Source organism: Bifidobacterium lemurum, from assembly GCF_014898175.1.
Lineage (GTDB): Bacteria > Actinomycetota > Actinomycetes > Actinomycetales > Bifidobacteriaceae > Bifidobacterium > Bifidobacterium lemurum.
In genome coordinates this window covers 2,134,775-2,149,458 of record NZ_CP062948.1, presented here as the reverse complement: position 1 = coordinate 2,149,458, position 14,684 = coordinate 2,134,775, and the positions used below count along the sequence as shown (strand labels likewise).

The window sequence follows — 14,684 nt, the reverse complement described above, 5'->3', positions numbered from 1 at the left end:
TCCCATCGCACGACAAACCATCCCATCGTTAAGGAGACGAGCATGACCTCCCCGCACACGACCTCCCTCCCATTGGCGCGCTTGCGCGACGTCGAACGAAGCTTCGACGGCACCGCCGTTCTACGCGACGTGTCGTTGGATATTCGCCCCGGCGAGTTCGTCGCGTTGATCGGCAGGTCCGGATGCGGCAAATCGACGCTGCTGCGTCTTGTCGCCCGCTTGTTGGAACCCTCGGGCGGTTCGATCGACGCGACGGACGATTTCGCGGTCGGTTTTCAGGACGCGCGTCTGATTCCATGGTTGCGCCTGTGGGACAACGTCACGATCGGACTGCCCGGCACGGCGCATGAGCGTCACGACTTGGCGGAGCGGGCGCTGGCCGACGTGCAGCTGGCCGCGCGCGTCGACGCGTGGCCCGGCGAGCTCTCCGGCGGGCAGGCGCAACGCGCGTCGCTGGCGCGCGCTCTGGCGCGCCATCCGCGCCTGCTGCTGCTCGACGAGCCCTTCGGCGCGTTGGACGCGTTGACCCGGCTGGACATGCAGGATCTGCTGGCGGCGCTCCATGACCGCGAGGGATGGGCGGCGCTGATGGTCACGCATGACATCGCCGAGGCGGTGCGCCTGTCGGACCGTATTCTGGTGTTGCGCGAGGGACGCATCACCGATGATGTGCCGGTCGACCGCACCGATCTCGACGACCAGGGACGGCCGCGGCGTCATGCCGAGATCGAGGAGATGCTCCGCTCGGCGCTCCGCTAGCCCGCCTTCGGCCGGCTACACCTCGACGAGTTCCGGGGCGCGCCGCGTGGAGAAGCGGAACATCAGCGCGGCGAGCACGACACCGGCCAACCCGACGCCCAACAGCACCGTCATGCTGGAGGGGAAGGCGCGCAGATACGCTTCGGACTGGCTCATGCCCTGGGCCATATTGGCCGCGCTGGCCTCGGTGATCAACGTGCTGGCGACCGCCGTGCCGATCGCGCCGGCCAACTGCTGGATGGTGTTCATCGCGGCCGAGCCGTCGGCGTTCATGCGGGCGGGCAGCTGGTTGAGCGCATGCGTCTGGTCGGGCACGAGCACGAAGCCCGAAGCGGCCATGAACAGGGCGTAGGAGACGGCCACCACCCATTCGATCTGTCCGCCGAACGCCATCATCACCGCGTCCATCACGCTTACGCCAAGAAAGCCGCAGATGATGAATTTGGGCGGGAAGTGGTTCTTCAGCGCGCTGCCGATCAACGGCGCGGAGACGGCGCCGATGACCGCCCCGGGCAGCAGGATCAGCGCCGCGACCATACTGGTCTGTCCGAAGCCGCGCTGCAGCAGGATCGGCAGCATGAAGTTCAGACCGAGCACGCCGCCGGAGCTCATGATGAGGATGAGCATGCCGAGGCTGAAGCCCGGATAGGAGAACACACGCACTTCGATAAGCGGATGCTCCATCTTGAGCTGCGCCACGGCGAACAGGGCGAGAAGGACGACGCTGGCCGCCAGAGTGGCCCAGAAACGCCAGTCGCCGTTCCATTCGCTGTAGAAGCTCACCGCCACGATGAGTCCGGACAGGCCGAGGGCGACCACCAGCAGCGAGGGAACGGAGATGTACCCCTGCTCGCCCTTGCGGATGTCGGGCACGGTGGCGACGCCGAGCGCGAAGGAGAGCACGAGGAACGGAAGCATCGCGTAGAAGATCCAATGCCAGTCGAGGTATTCCATCACCACGCCGCCGTACACGGGGCCGATGGCGGGCGCCGCGCAGGTGACGAGGCTGACGAGTCCGAGCATCATGCCGCGTTGCTCGAGCGGCGCCTTCTCGAGGATGATGTTGGTCAGCAGCGGCAGCGAGATGCCGGTTCCCAACGCCATGACCAGTCTGGCGGCGAGCAGCATCGGGAAGCTCGCGGCCACCGCGCCGAGCAGGGTGCCCGCGGTGAAGATGGCCACCGCCGTGACGAACAGCGTTTTGGTCGAGAAGGTGCGCACGAGGAACGGCGAGGTGGGGATCGACACCGACAGCAGCAGCAGGTAGCCGGTGGTGAGCCACTGCACCACGGATGCGGAGATGGAGAATTCGGTCATCAGCGTCGAATACGCGATGTTGAGGCTGGTCTCCGAGAGGATGCCGAGGAACGTGAGGATCGCGAGCGCGACCACCACGATGACGAGTTTGCCTTCGACGGCCCGTTTGCCGCCGTTGGGAGTGGGTTGGACGGAGCCGTCCGTTCGGTTGGTTGTCATAGTGATAGATGAAGCCCTTTGGTTCGATGTGATTGCGATGGGTTGGGTCGGCGTTTGCGTGCGCCGACCGGTGCGCCGGACGCGTGGGCCGTCTGGCCGTCGCGCGGCATGCGGAGTCGCTTTAGTCGAACAGGTCCGACATGGGGACCAGTTGGCGGGGGTTCTTGCTGTTCATCGGTTCCCTACTGTACGCACCCGCCCGAATATCGACGACACGCGCCGCCTTCACCTAACACGGAGGCGTGTTTTATCGCGGCGCATACAAGTTTTATTGACAAACGATGCATTGGTATATGCGCCACGCCGCCCCGCGCGCGGGTAAGCTGGTGCGTGTCGGCGACTTCCATTCGCGAAAGGAGTTTCCATGGCCGAGAACAACGCCGTTCATGACGAGATGGAGATGGGGTTCATCGACGACCTGCTGCCGCTGGTCAGCGTGCAGGACGAGGCGACCGTCTCGCGCACGGTGATGGAGCATGAGGGCGGCAATGTGGTGCTGTTCAGCTTCGACAAAGGACAGGAGCTCAGCGAGCATACCGCCGCGATGCCGGTGTTCGTGCAGACGCTCAAGGGCCGTCTCACCATCACGGGCAACGGGAAGACCGTGGAGCTGACGCCGGGCGGACTGGTCTACTTCCCCACCCGCATCCCGCACGCCATCGTCGCGCAGGAACCGTCGATCATGATGCTCACCATGATCACCCCCGCCCGCAAGTAGCGCACACGCAATTCCGCCGGCGGCACGCGCTTATGCCGCCGGCGTCGCCATGCCGGCCGAGCCGCCCACCGCCTCGACAAGCCGGCCGAACACCATGTCGCCGTCCCCCACCGACTCCATGACGGACAGCAGACGTTCGGTCATATCCCGCGGACTGGACGGCATCTCGTTGCTCACCCATTTGAACACCACGGCGGACACGCCGCCCAGCTGGTACATCAGCATGTCGCTGCCGAAACTGTCGGAGGCTTTCGACAGGTCCTTCGGGAACGACTCCATCCCCGCGACCGCGTCGAGCAGGGCGTCCTGCAGCGCCAGCATCATCGTGCCTCTCGGCACCGAGGCGACCAACGCGATCACGTCGTCCTTATGCGCGTACAGCGTCTCGAACACCAATTCGACGGCGCGGCGACGGCCGAGCCCTTCGCGTTCGCGCACGAACGCGGCGCGATAGTCGGCGAAGATCATGGAGAGGTAGCGGCTGACGACGGCGTCCTTCGATTCGAAATTCCTATAGAAGCTCTGCCGCGACACGTCGGCCTCGCGGGTCAGGTCGCTCACGCTGATGGACGCGTACGGCACGGTCCTCAGCAGTTTCAACAACGCCTGGGTGATCCAGCGGCGGGTCCTCTCCGACTGCTTGTTGACGCGATGTTCCATAGCTCCTCATTTCTCATGGACGGCTTCATCGTACACGATGTCCGGGTCAAGTGTATTATCTGTTACAGCTGTAACACCTGCTACATATGTATCCTATCGTGGAAAGAAGTGACATGCATACGATTCTGCAGATCTACAAGCGCGATCTGCGCCGGCTGATCACCCAGCCATTGACGCTTGTTCTGGCGTTGGCGCTGGGCGTGGTCGGCGGCGCGTACGGCTGGATATGCATCGTGGTCAACCACGACCCCTACGGCAACACCGGCAATCTCAAAGTCGCCGTGTCCAGCGAGGACGCCGGCGCCGAGATCTCGGGCATGGGCGAGCTCAATCTGGGCAGCCAGCTCATCGAATCGCTCGAAACGAACGACAATATGGACTGGCAGTTCGTCGACGCCGACACCGCCGTCGAAGGCGTGGAATCCGGCGAATACTACGCCGCGCTCGTATTCCCCGAGGACTTCAGCGCCAATATCGCCAGTCTGCTGACCTCCGACGCCAAGCCCTCGCAGATCGAGTACTACGTCAACGAGAAGGTCAACGCGGCCTCGCCACGCATCACCGACAGCGTGGCCTCCACCCTGGAGCAGACCATCAACGAGCAGTTCGCCTCGCAGATCAGCGGCGTGGTCGCCGAACTCATCGCAAACCTCTCCGACCAGACCACCGACGCGATCGACCAGTCGCAACAGGACGGACTCGCGCAGGTGGATGACGCCACGGCCAAACTGCAATCCGCGATCGACGGACTGGACGAGGCGTCCGACTCGCTGGACTCAGCGCGGGAGCAGGTCTCCAACGCGAAAACCTCACTATCCGACCTGACCGACGCCATCGACTCCAGCCAGAACAAGCTGTCGGCGTCCACCACCCAGCTCGGCCAACTGCGCACGACCGCCAGCTCCACGCTCTCCTCCCTCTCCTCGACCGCGGCCCAAGGCGGCGTGCTGCTGGGTCAGGCGGCGGGCGGACTCGGTCTAGCCGCGGGACAGGCGAACGCGGGACTCCAGCAGGCGAGCGGACAGTTGGATACGGTGATCGAAAGCGCGCAGAACGTGTCCGACGACTATACGGCCCTGCTCGCCGCGATCAAGCAGTCGTCCGCCGCGGACAACGACACCGTCTCCGCCCTGATCGCCACACTGGAACAACAGAACGCGGACTATCAGCAGGCGATCGACTCGCTGCGGACCGTCAGCGGCAACATCTCCACCACCTCCAGTGCGGTGAGCGGCACCGTATCCGCCGGCACGTCGGCGATCCAATCGGGGATCGACTCCGCGTCCGACGCCAGCCAGACGATCGGATCCACCGCGATCCCCCAACTGTACGCCGGACTGGACTCCTACGCGCAGATGTCCACCGAACTCGCCGTGGCTCTCGGCTCGCTGCAGCAGGTCGGCGAGCAGGGCGAGGCGACGCTCGACCAGCTCGATTCCACACTGGCGTCCGTCTCCTCCACACTGGCCGCCACCGCGCAGTCGCTGGGCGACGCCCAAAGCGATCTGAGCGCCGCCTCGACCGACCTGCACGCGCTGCGAAGCTCGGAAGTGTACGCCCAGCTCGAAGCGCTTTCCGGACTGGACGCCGACGCGCTCGCCGACTTCGTCGCCTCCCCCGCCACGCTTGAGACCACGACGTTCTACGCCGTGGAGGACTACGGCTCGTCGGTGGCACCGATGTACACCAATCTGGCGTTGTGGGTGGGCGCGTTCGCCACCGTGCTGATCTTCCGCGTGGAACCCGACGACGAGGGCGTCGACTCCATGACCGTCACCACGGGATTCCTGGGACGCTGGCTGTTCTTCGCCACCGTCGCGCTGCTGCAGTCGGTGATCATCGCCGCCGGCGACCTCGTCATCGGCGTGCAGACCACCACCGCGCTGGGACTGTTCGCCACATGCGCGCTGATATCGGTTTCGTATGTGAGCATCATCTACGCGCTGACCGCCGCGTTCACGCATATCGGGCGAGGACTGTGCGTGCTGCTGCTGGTGCTGCAGATCTCCGGCTCCTCCGGCATGTATCCGATCGAGATGATGCCCGAATTCTTCCAGCGGATCTACCATGTGCTGCCTTTCACCTACGGCATCAAAGCCATACGCGAGATCGTCGGAGGCATGTACGGCATGAATTACGTGAAGGCGATCGCACCCATGGCCGCCATAGCCGCGGTGGTGATGGCGCTGGTGGTCGCGCTGCGGCCGTGGACGAACCATCTGACCGAATACTTCAACCGGGAGATGCTCGCCACGGGACTCATCGTGGGCGAGGAGTTCTCCGTGGCCGGACGCGGCGAGCATCGCACGATCCGCATATTGGTCGGCACGCTCGCCGAGCGGCAGGAGCACCAACGCAGGCTGCGCGAACGGCACCAGCGCTATATGGACCGCTATCCCAAGATGCGCCGCGCCGCCATCGTGGCGGGCGTGGTGGTGCCGGCGATCCTGGCCGTGTTCTCGGTGACCAGCGAGGAGAAGGTGGTCATGCTGTCGCTGTGGGTGGTGTGGCTGCTGGTCATCATGCTCGGCTTCGTCGCGCTCGAGTATTTCCACGGCAAGTTCGAGCGACTGCTGCGCGAGGAGAACGACATGGAGACGACGGCCGACCTGGGCCTCGCCTGGACGGAAGGACAGTGATATGAGGACGATCTGGAACATCATCGCCACCGACGTGCGCGCCCTGTGCTCGCGCACCGCCAGCGTGCTGTTCATCATCGCGCTGTGCGTGCTGCCTTCGGCGTACAGCTGGTACAACATCATCGCCTGCTGGGATCCGTACGGCAACACCGGCAATCTCAAGGTGGCGGTGTCCAGCGACGACGAGGGCTATGACGGCGAACTGACGCCGATGACCATCTCCATCGGAGACAACATCATCTCCTCGCTGCGCGGCAACGACGATTTCGACTGGCAGTTCGTCAGCACGGACGACGCCATCGAAGGCGTGAAATCCGGCGACTACTACGCGGCGATCGTCATTCCCGAAAGCTTCAGCGTGGACATGATGACCATGTTCTCCGACGACGCCACCCACGCCACACTGAACTATTACGTCAACGAGAAGGAGAATCCGCTCGCGCCGACCATCACCGATTCGGGGGCGAGCAGCGTGCAGACGCAGATCAACGACACCTTCGAAACGACCGTCGCCGACACCGCATTCTCCCTGATCTCGTCGCTGTCCGACTACGCCGACAAGGACAGCACGCGCAACGCCATCGCCTCCCTCAGCGACGGCCTGTCGAACACGGCCGACGATCTTCGTCAAAGCGGTGAAACGCTGGGCACCTACGCCGACGCCGTGAAAGCCGCGAAGGCGCTGATCGAGTCGTCCGAGGATCTTCTTGGATCCACCGGCACGGCGTTGTCCGAGGCGAAGGACGCCATGAACACCGCGGGCGACGGGTCGGCTTCGCTGCAGGATTCGCTGGAATCGGCCAGTTCCGCGATCTCAACCGCCATCACCGGCAGCGCGGAGGGCTATCAGTCGGCCGCAAACAGCGTGCAGACGGCCTACGCGACCATCGACGAGAGCATGGCGGACGCCGCGCAGCTGCTGCGAGACCAGGCCAGCGCCGTCGACAAGCAGATCAGCGCCTACCAGCAGATGCGCGACACGCTCGCCGGATTATCCGACTTGGACGACGCGACATTGCAATCGCTGCTGGGCAGGTTCGACGACGCCATCGCACGCCAGCAGTCGCTGAGCGATTCGCTGAACAGCGCCGCCGACAGCGTCGAGACGCGGCGAGGGGACGCGTCGGCCAACAAGAACGAGGTCGAAACCCTGCTCCAACAGGCGACCGACAGCATCACCGCGCTGCAAAACGAATACGACGACACCGCCAAAAGCGCGATCGACTCGATGTCCGCCGATCTGTCGTCCGCCATCGCGAAGGGACTGTCCGCCTCGTCGAATCTCGACGCGCTCGACTCGCTGTCCGGCGCGACCGGCGATATGACCACGAAACTCGACGAGATCGCGGCCACAATCAGCGAGGCCCAAACCAAGCTCGACACCGCGGCCACCGAGCTCGAGCGGCATAGCCAGGACATCGACGACGCCTTGTCCAGCGGAGACGCGGACACGCTGCGCGAGGTCATCGGCACGGATTCCAGCGTGCTCGCCAGCGCGTTGGTGACGCCGGTGTCGCTGGACCGGCACGCCATCTTCGCGTCGGAGAACTTCGGCTCGTCGATGACCCCGTTCTACGCGGTGCTCGCCATCTGGGTGGGCGCGTTCCTGTCGACCAGCGCAATACGCATGTCGCTCACCGAGGAACGCATGGAGGAGCTGAAGCGCCGACGCCATGGCAAGTCGGTTCCCTCGCCGCTGCTGTTCCTCGGCCGATACGGCGTGTTCATGCTGATCTCGCTGGCCCAGACGCTGATGGCGTGCGCGGGCATCATCTGGTTCCTCAAGGCCCAATGCGAGCATCCGGCGCTGCTGCTGCTCGGCGGGGCGGCGACCTCGATCCTGTTCTCCGCCATCACCTACACGTTGGTCGCCATTTTCGGCAACATCGGCAAGTTCTTCGGCGTGCTGCTGCTGATTCTGCAGCTCAACGGCAGCAGCGGTTCGATGCCCGTCGAGCTGATGCCGCAGTGGGTGCAGGCGGCGTATCCCTATCTGCCCATCACGCATGCCATCCGCCTGTTCCGTTCGGCGATGTTCGGCATCTACGACAACGACTATTGGAAGGAGCTCGGCATACTGCTCGCGGTCGCGGCGCTCGTGCTGGCGGTGGGCGTGCTGTTCAGCGCGTTCGGCAGGAAGCTCTCCGAAGGCATGGAACGCATGATGAAAGGCAACGCGCTGTTGGCCATCTAGGCGCGGGCTGGGCCGAGACGAAACAAGCGAAAGGCGGATGGGTGCTGCGCCCATCCGCCTTTCGCATTACGAGGCCTCTCCTCGGGATCAGACCGCCTGCTTGACCAGGTAGCGCAGCCAGAGGGCGCCGCCGTCCTTGACCTCGGCGGCCTGCAGGTCGAATCCGACCGGAGTGTCGTCGGACAGGCCCTCGCGGGCGTCGAACAAGGCGGGCGTGTTATCCGAGCCGTCCGCCGCGGCCGCGACGACGATGCTCACCTCATCGCACATGCCCGCTTGGATGAACGACCAGTTGAGCACGCCGCCACCGCCGAGCATCAGCGTCTCCACGCCGAACAGCTCCTTGAGTTTGGCGAGCGCCACCGCATAGTCGAGCGCGTCCTCTCCGGCGATGATGTAGGAGATGCCGAGCCCGCGCAGGAACGCCTTGTACGCGTTGGATGCCTTGCCGGTCAGCACTTCGACGACATGCGCGGTGGTGCCCGCGTAGGTGAGGCTGTTGCGCTTCCAGCCGAGCCTGCCGGACGGGTCGATCGACACATAGTACATGCCGGTCGTCTCGGCCACGAAGTCGCCCTCCGGCACCGTCCCGGCCGTCTCGTCGAGTTCGGGTTCGGCATAGAAGGTGAAGTTGTCGTCGGTGGTCACACGGCCGGACAGCCAGCCTTGATGCTTGTAGTACGGGTTTTCGCCGAAGGCGATCGCTTTGAACGCCGCGCCGGCCGCGTTGCCTTCCGGCGTGCCCATGTAGTTGCCCATGATCTTGCCGTCGAGCGAGGTCATCATATGGCAGAAGATGTATGGTCTGTTCATCGTGTTGTGTCTTTCTGTTATGCGGAACGGATGCTTGGACGCGACGCGGACGGCCGCCCGAGAGGTGTCCCTCGGACGGCCGTCGGCCCGCCGTCGGTTCGGCGGCGTGCGTCTCACTTGAGATTGGTGGAGAAGAACTCCTCGATCTGGTCGAAGGGAATGCGGTCCGCACGGTCGTACAGGTCGATGTGCTCGGCGTCGTCGACCACGACCATGCGCTTCGGCTCCTTGGCCGCGGCGAAGGCGTTCTCGCTGAAGAAGCGGGAGTGGGCGCGGTCGCCGACGATGAACATGATCGGACGCGGCGAGATCTCGTCGATGAAGTCGAGCAGACGGAAGTTGAGGAACGCCATGTCGCTGGTGGTGGTGAAGCCGCCACGCGCACGCGGGTGGAAGCCGCGCTTCAACGCGTAGAAGCGGAACCATTCGGCGGTGGGCTCCTCCAGTTCGGCCGGCACCTCGTCAAGCGGCTGGTCGGGGAAGTACGGATTGTATTCGGGATAGCCGTTTTCGGCGTCCACCCAACGCTGGCGTGCCAGCTGCTCCTTGCGTTCGGCGATGGTCTGCGCGTCCAAGCCCAAACGCGCGGCGGCGGTCATGTCATACATGGAGGCGGTGGCGACGGCTTTGATGCGCGGATCCATCTGCGCGGCGGACAGGGCGAAGCCGCCCGAACCGCAGATGCCGATCACGCCGATGCGCTCGCGGTCCACGAAGTCCTGCAGTCCCAGATAGTCGACGCCGGCGCTGAAGTTCTCGGTGAACAGATCGGGAGACGAGACGTGGCGCGGCTCGCCCGAGGACTCGCCCATATGGCAGGGGTCGAAGGTGAGCACCACGAAGCCGCGCTGGGCGAGCTCGTTCGCGTAGACGCAGGGACCCTGCTCTTTGACGCCACCGTAGGGCGCGCCGACGATGAGCGCGGGCAGTTTGGCGGAGAGGTCGGCGTTCTTGGCGACGTACAGGTCGCCGGCGAGCGTGTATCCATAACGGTTGGGATAGGAGACGTGCGTGCGCTCCACGGCGTCGCTCAACGGTGCGATGTAATACTCTTCAGCCATTGCGATCCTCGTCTTTCTGCATATGGTTTGGCTTGATATGCAGGTATTACATCACCCCACCACTCCCATATCAAATGTCTATCGCATATGGGAATCCATTCAGTTTCCCTATGGAAGGACCATGGCCTCAGGCAAAGCTCGCCTTCATACGCGAGCACACGATCTGTTGGACGTATCCGAAAACAGTCACCCCATCGCGACATACCGAGTGTTGCGGGCACTACCGACACGTTTCACAAGACCCAGCCGGGTCATCGCATTCAATATGTCACGCGTACGACGTTGCTTAACGCCCAGCAACACCTCCGCCTGCGCAACGGTTATTTCCTCATGGGCATCAAGATAATCCAAAACCAATTGCCTTTGGCAAGAGGATTTATCCGGCACTTTCCCAACGGAATCCGGCACTTTCCCAACGGAATCCGGCACTTTCCCAACGGAATCCGGCACTTTCCCAACGGAATCCGGCACTTTCCCAACGGAATCCGGCACTTTCCCAACGGAATCCGGCACTTTCCCAACGGAATCCGGCACTTTCCCAACGGAATCGTATGACTCCTCTCCAATCTGAGTATTCCACGGCACCTGCAGTTGCGCGACGAACACATCTCCCTCGTGAAGATACGGAACGGCACCGGAGTAAAGAGCGGAGTACTTCGTGAGCTTCCTCGTACCGCTGCCCAATTCATCCGCACGTCCAATCTGGTGGAAGAAATCCGCGATGGTCGGGTTCTTCGGAGTAGGTTCGAAATTCGAAAGCGTGACCTCTCCCTCGAACATAGCTCTGCTTGCGTTCTCAGTGCGAATGCCGTTCTTATCAATGATGAGTTTGGCGATGAATGGATTCGCGTATTCACGATGAATCAGCATGTTCGACACCAGTTCCCGACATATGATGTCACGCGCACTTACAGTCACATCACCTTCAAGAATAAACGGGTCTGGCAGATGCTGCTTGGCGAATTTCATGAGCATGTCATAGGCTTCCACCAGATTTGTTTTGACGATAAGTCTGTCATCGTAACGGTCCGTATCGCGCAAACGAACAATGGCATCGGTTTTGTATGCAGGGCAAATATCTGAAATCAATTCATCCGTTCCCAACAACATCGCCGCAGCAAGCGTGAAACCCTCAGCGCCGGTTGACCGGTCCTTGCCATACAACTTCGCCGAGCGCAAAAACTCTTCATCATTCAAACGCAGCCACGGATGGTCACTGTTCCGCGCCTCAATAAGGCCCCTCACCAGATGAAGCGTATCCAATCGCAAATCATCCATGCCAATATAAGGATAAATGCGCCGTTCCGAGTACATATTTTGCTTACGCATGTACATCATCATGATCTGCGAATCATCTCGAACACGCACATCCGCATCTCCTCGGCGGTCAAACACTTCGCCTTTGAAGCGATAGATCGAGGGCCCAATCGGAATCCACAATCGAAGAACTATGCCTTGTTCCGTTTCGATGCGTTCGAACTCGACAGATGGCGTGGCATTGAATGTATTGGGATTGCTGATGACATTGGCGATATTACGTTCGATTTCACGTATCTGGCCCGCATCGACGCCAAGAATAGTGCCATTATCATCCACGCCTAAGAAAACACTGCCGCCTTGGCGATTGGCAAACGAACAAATCGTTTCAAATGTGTCTCGTTCCGGCCGCGAGCCACACCTTTTAAACTCGGTGGAGATATCTTCTCCTCGAGAAAGCGCTGCATAAAGTTCCTGCGGAGTCATGTCTTCCACTTTTCTCTATCGAATGGACAGATTCAAGCACGCCCGTTCCAAGGTCATGGAAAATCGTCAATAATTACCAATATGACGATTCATCACCGTTTGAGAGCGGCGAGGTATTCCTTGCGGTCAGATGGGATGCGGCGGGATTCGCGGGCTTTCTGGATGCTTTTGTTGTGGGTCCAATCATCCAAACACAACTCGGGCGGCGCATCGGGCTGGAACACAGTAATGGCGGCGTCCCACTGTTTGGCCAGCGCCGTGGCGAAATACCAGGCGCGGGCCATATTCACGTAGTATTCCGTCGAACGAATACCCGCCACCGCTGCCAATTGGTCCGGGCGGAAACGTGGGTCATCGAGAAAATCCGCCATCAACGTATCCATAGCGTAGCGCACGACATAGGTGCGGTCGTCGGCGGCCCATTCGCGCAATTTGGTTTCGATGACGCCGGCATCGGCCTTCACGGAACGGAACGCCTTCACCGATATCGCATCGCATACGGCCCAATTGTCCACGAACGGCAGAAATCCATCCAACATATCGAACGCTTCGTCCGTCGTGCGGGCGGTCATGCCGATCAGCAACGCGTGCAGCATGTTCTCTTCGAATACGGTATGGGGAAGATCGTCCATGAATTCAGCGACCACCGACAAACCGTTGGCTTCGTCGGCCGCCAATAGTTCTTTCGCATACGCGCGAAGTTGAGGGATCCGCACACCCAGCATCGTCGACAAGTCGATATTCGGGATCAGCTTCGCATTGAACATGCGATACTTCTCATCCGTCATCCCCCGCAGATCAGCAAGAACATCTCCACTCGTCACTGCCATCCCGTTCCTACTCCATCGCCATTGATTGAATATCTTGAGGCTATCACGGAGTCAAACCAGCGATACATGCGCAGAAGGAAGCGAATGGCGCACTTCACGGCCCACGCTGTCATCGGCACAGTCCCATACAATGGGCTTGGATGCACGATGCCGTGCGACACGGAAGCCCATGCGAGGAGAAGCCATGCCGTTCGATTACAAGAAGGAATATAAGGACCTGTATCAGCCGAAGACCAAGCCGGCGATCGTCGAGGTGCCACGCATGAGCTTCGTGGCGGTCGAAGGCAAAGGCGACCCAAACGAGGAAGGTGGCGATTACCAGACCACGCTACAGCTGCTGTACGGCATTTCGTTCACCATCAAAATGAGCAAGATGTCCAAGAATCCCGATGACCGGATCGACGGCTATTTCGACTATGTTGTGCCGCCGCTGGAAGGGCTGTGGTGGATGGCCGACGACAACGCCGAAGACGGTATGTTGGCCGGCATCGACTATTCGCGCAAATCCGATTTTCATTGGATTTCGATGATTCGACTGCCCGAATTCGTCACGCCGGACGTGTTCGAGCATGCGCGTGAGCGGTTCGCGGCCAAACATCCCGAGGCGGATATCTCACGCGTATTCCTGTTCGACTTCGACGAGGGCACGGTCGCGCAGGTCATGCACAAAGGTTCATACGACGACGAGCCCGCCACCATCGCCGCCCTTGACGCCTACGCCACCGAGCAAGGCTACGCGCTCGACTTCAGCGCCTCGCGTCACCATCACGAGATCTATCTGGGCGATCCACGCAAAGGCAAGCCCGAGAATCTCAAAACCGTGATCCGCCACCCCGTGAAACCCGTTGCATAGCGAGACCATTGGCCTTCCCTTATATAACATCCACGCAAATGGCGAAGGATGCTTCTGGAATCTTGAGGACACGCCAAAGCAACAATTCGCATCATTGCAATCACTGCTAGATTCATCACTGCAAACGTTTCCTGGGATTAGACCAGTTTGGCGAACATACGCGTCGAATCCCGCAAGCGAGAGAATCCAAAATGCTTATAGAATGAGGCGGCATCATCGTCCAACGGATCGACGATCAAGGCTCGCGCACCAATCTGCGATGAGGCAGCCATCGCGCGCTCAACAGCGTCCAACAACAGACGCCAACCCAGCCCCTGTCCTTGGTAGCGCTCGTCAATGGCAAGCATGCCCAAAAGAATGACCGGAATCTGTTCCGGCGTATTACGCGCCAACCATCCGCCGTGCACATCACCCCGATTCACGGAGTTGGCCGACAACGAATAAAAGCCAGCCAGGCTCCCACACTCATCGTGCGATACGTAGGTGACGGCGGTACCACGGTTGAGCGCATTGAACGCATGGTTCATCAGCCATTCATCCAACAACCGCTTGCCTGAGTGGAAGCCGGATACATCGTCCGCCAGTTCGATTCGCCTTGGCGCCGTGAACCTCACAGCCATTCCGGATCCCGCCTCAACAACTCCCGCATAGCCTTCGGCATAGGCCTCTCCAACGCTTCTTTGAATTCATCGAACGCCTTGGCCGACAAACGAATGGCAGTCTCCTCTTCGATATCACGTCGGGCGTCATCAATCAAATGGTCCAAAGCCCATTGAGTGATGGTCGTCCCCTTGAGTAAGGCCGCTTTGTCGATGGTCGACCGCTGTTCGGGAGTCATTCTCATAGCCAAGCGCGACGAGCGCACCGTATCCGTTGTCACTGAAGTCATACCCACATTGTACGCCCAATAGGCACACAATACAATTCTTTGATGTTTT

Annotated in this window: 13 protein-coding genes; 5 read left to right on the top strand and 8 right to left on the bottom strand. The window is 61.3% G+C overall.

The window, feature by feature from the left end; translation table 11 throughout:
* Window positions 1-42 precede the first annotated feature (42 nt).
* On the top strand, window positions 43-759 hold the full coding sequence (locus BL8807_RS08240) for an ABC transporter ATP-binding protein (protein WP_072723979.1): 717 nt from the start codon (window positions 43-45) through the stop codon (window positions 757-759).
* A gap of 15 nt (window positions 760-774) precedes the next feature.
* Here BL8807_RS08240 and BL8807_RS08235 read toward each other — a convergent pair whose 3' ends face one another.
* On the bottom strand, window positions 775-2,235 hold the full coding sequence (locus BL8807_RS08235) for a DHA2 family efflux MFS transporter permease subunit (protein ID WP_072723977.1): 1,461 nt from the start codon (window positions 2,233-2,235) through the stop codon (window positions 775-777).
* 364 nt (window positions 2,236-2,599) lie between these two features.
* Here BL8807_RS08235 and BL8807_RS08230 point away from each other — a divergent pair, with 364 nt between their 5' ends.
* Window positions 2,600-2,953, top strand: coding sequence for a cupin domain-containing protein (locus BL8807_RS08230; protein ID WP_083570111.1), 354 nt, complete (start codon window positions 2,600-2,602; stop codon window positions 2,951-2,953).
* A 30-nt stretch (window positions 2,954-2,983) separates the two neighbouring features.
* Here the strand turns inward: BL8807_RS08230 and BL8807_RS08225 are convergent, their stop codons facing one another.
* Complete coding sequence (locus BL8807_RS08225; RefSeq protein ID WP_072723975.1) at window positions 2,984-3,613, bottom strand: TetR/AcrR family transcriptional regulator; 630 nt, start codon at window positions 3,611-3,613, stop codon at window positions 2,984-2,986.
* Between the two features lie 113 nt (window positions 3,614-3,726).
* Here BL8807_RS08225 and BL8807_RS08220 point away from each other — a divergent pair, with 113 nt between their 5' ends.
* Together BL8807_RS08220 and BL8807_RS08215 are read left to right on the top strand one after the other, a co-directional pair.
* On the top strand, window positions 3,727-6,252 hold the full coding sequence (locus BL8807_RS08220) for a YhgE/Pip domain-containing protein (RefSeq protein ID WP_072723972.1): 2,526 nt from the start codon (window positions 3,727-3,729) through the stop codon (window positions 6,250-6,252).
* Between the two features lies 1 nt (window position 6,253).
* Entirely contained in the window at window positions 6,254-8,446 is a 2,193-nt protein-coding gene (locus tag BL8807_RS08215) for a YhgE/Pip domain-containing protein (RefSeq protein ID WP_072723970.1), read from the top strand.
* An 87-nt stretch (window positions 8,447-8,533) separates the two neighbouring features.
* Here BL8807_RS08215 and BL8807_RS08210 read toward each other — a convergent pair whose 3' ends face one another.
* The 4 genes from BL8807_RS08210 to BL8807_RS08195 all read right to left on the bottom strand — a co-directional run bounded on the left by BL8807_RS08210 (window position 8,534) and on the right by BL8807_RS08195 (window position 12,851).
* Window positions 8,534-9,259, bottom strand: coding sequence for a RibD family protein (locus BL8807_RS08210; RefSeq protein WP_072723968.1), 726 nt, complete (start codon window positions 9,257-9,259; stop codon window positions 8,534-8,536).
* Window positions 9,260-9,372: 113 nt separating this feature from the next.
* Window positions 9,373-10,320 (bottom strand): alpha/beta hydrolase, encoded by a 948-nt coding sequence (locus BL8807_RS08205; protein ID WP_072723966.1) that lies wholly within the window; start codon window positions 10,318-10,320, stop codon window positions 9,373-9,375.
* Between the two features lie 186 nt (window positions 10,321-10,506).
* Entirely contained in the window at window positions 10,507-12,063 is a 1,557-nt protein-coding gene (locus BL8807_RS08200) for an RNA-binding domain-containing protein (protein ID WP_211278302.1), read from the bottom strand.
* A gap of 92 nt (window positions 12,064-12,155) precedes the next feature.
* A complete protein-coding gene (locus BL8807_RS08195) occupies window positions 12,156-12,851 on the bottom strand; it encodes a DNA alkylation repair protein (protein ID WP_226847526.1) in 696 nt (231 codons plus the stop codon).
* Window positions 12,852-13,077: 226 nt separating this feature from the next.
* On the opposite strand from BL8807_RS08195, the gene BL8807_RS08190 reads away from it, so the two are divergent.
* The gene (locus tag BL8807_RS08190) at window positions 13,078-13,746 is read left to right on the top strand and encodes a GyrI-like domain-containing protein (protein WP_072723941.1); all 669 of its coding nucleotides are present in this window, start codon (window positions 13,078-13,080) and stop codon (window positions 13,744-13,746) included.
* Window positions 13,747-13,883: 137 nt separating this feature from the next.
* On the opposite strand, the gene BL8807_RS08185 is transcribed toward BL8807_RS08190, so the two are convergent.
* Complete coding sequence (locus BL8807_RS08185) at window positions 13,884-14,366, bottom strand: GNAT family N-acetyltransferase (protein WP_072723939.1); 483 nt, start codon at window positions 14,364-14,366, stop codon at window positions 13,884-13,886.
* Window positions 14,357-14,635, bottom strand: a complete 279-nt coding sequence (locus BL8807_RS08180; RefSeq protein WP_072723963.1) for a type II toxin-antitoxin system TacA family antitoxin — start codon at window positions 14,633-14,635, stop codon at window positions 14,357-14,359. Before BL8807_RS08180 ends, BL8807_RS08185 begins: the two co-directional genes overlap by 10 nt.
* Window positions 14,636-14,684 lie beyond the last annotated feature (49 nt).

Bases quoted from the DNA above. Each gene is read 5' to 3' on its own strand.
- BL8807_RS08240 (WP_072723979.1), top strand. From the start codon at position 43: ATGACCTCCCCGCACACGACCTCCCTCCCATTGGCGCGCTTGCGCGAC.
- BL8807_RS08235 (WP_072723977.1), bottom strand. From the start codon at position 2,235: ATGACAACCAACCGAACGGACGGCTCCGTCCAACCCACTCCCAACGGC.
- BL8807_RS08230 (WP_083570111.1), top strand. From the start codon at position 2,600: ATGGCCGAGAACAACGCCGTTCATGACGAGATGGAGATGGGGTTCATC.
- BL8807_RS08225 (WP_072723975.1), bottom strand. From the start codon at position 3,613: ATGGAACATCGCGTCAACAAGCAGTCGGAGAGGACCCGCCGCTGGATC.
- BL8807_RS08220 (WP_072723972.1), top strand. From the start codon at position 3,727: ATGCATACGATTCTGCAGATCTACAAGCGCGATCTGCGCCGGCTGATC.
- BL8807_RS08215 (WP_072723970.1), top strand. From the start codon at position 6,254: ATGAGGACGATCTGGAACATCATCGCCACCGACGTGCGCGCCCTGTGC.
- BL8807_RS08210 (WP_072723968.1), bottom strand. From the start codon at position 9,259: ATGAACAGACCATACATCTTCTGCCATATGATGACCTCGCTCGACGGC.
- BL8807_RS08205 (WP_072723966.1), bottom strand. From the start codon at position 10,320: ATGGCTGAAGAGTATTACATCGCACCGTTGAGCGACGCCGTGGAGCGC.
- BL8807_RS08200 (WP_211278302.1), bottom strand. From the start codon at position 12,063: ATGACTCCGCAGGAACTTTATGCAGCGCTTTCTCGAGGAGAAGATATC.
- BL8807_RS08195 (WP_226847526.1), bottom strand. From the start codon at position 12,851: ATGACGGATGAGAAGTATCGCATGTTCAATGCGAAGCTGATCCCGAAT.
- BL8807_RS08190 (WP_072723941.1), top strand. From the start codon at position 13,078: ATGCCGTTCGATTACAAGAAGGAATATAAGGACCTGTATCAGCCGAAG.
- BL8807_RS08185 (WP_072723939.1), bottom strand. From the start codon at position 14,366: ATGGCTGTGAGGTTCACGGCGCCAAGGCGAATCGAACTGGCGGACGAT.
- BL8807_RS08180 (WP_072723963.1), bottom strand. From the start codon at position 14,635: ATGACTTCAGTGACAACGGATACGGTGCGCTCGTCGCGCTTGGCTATG.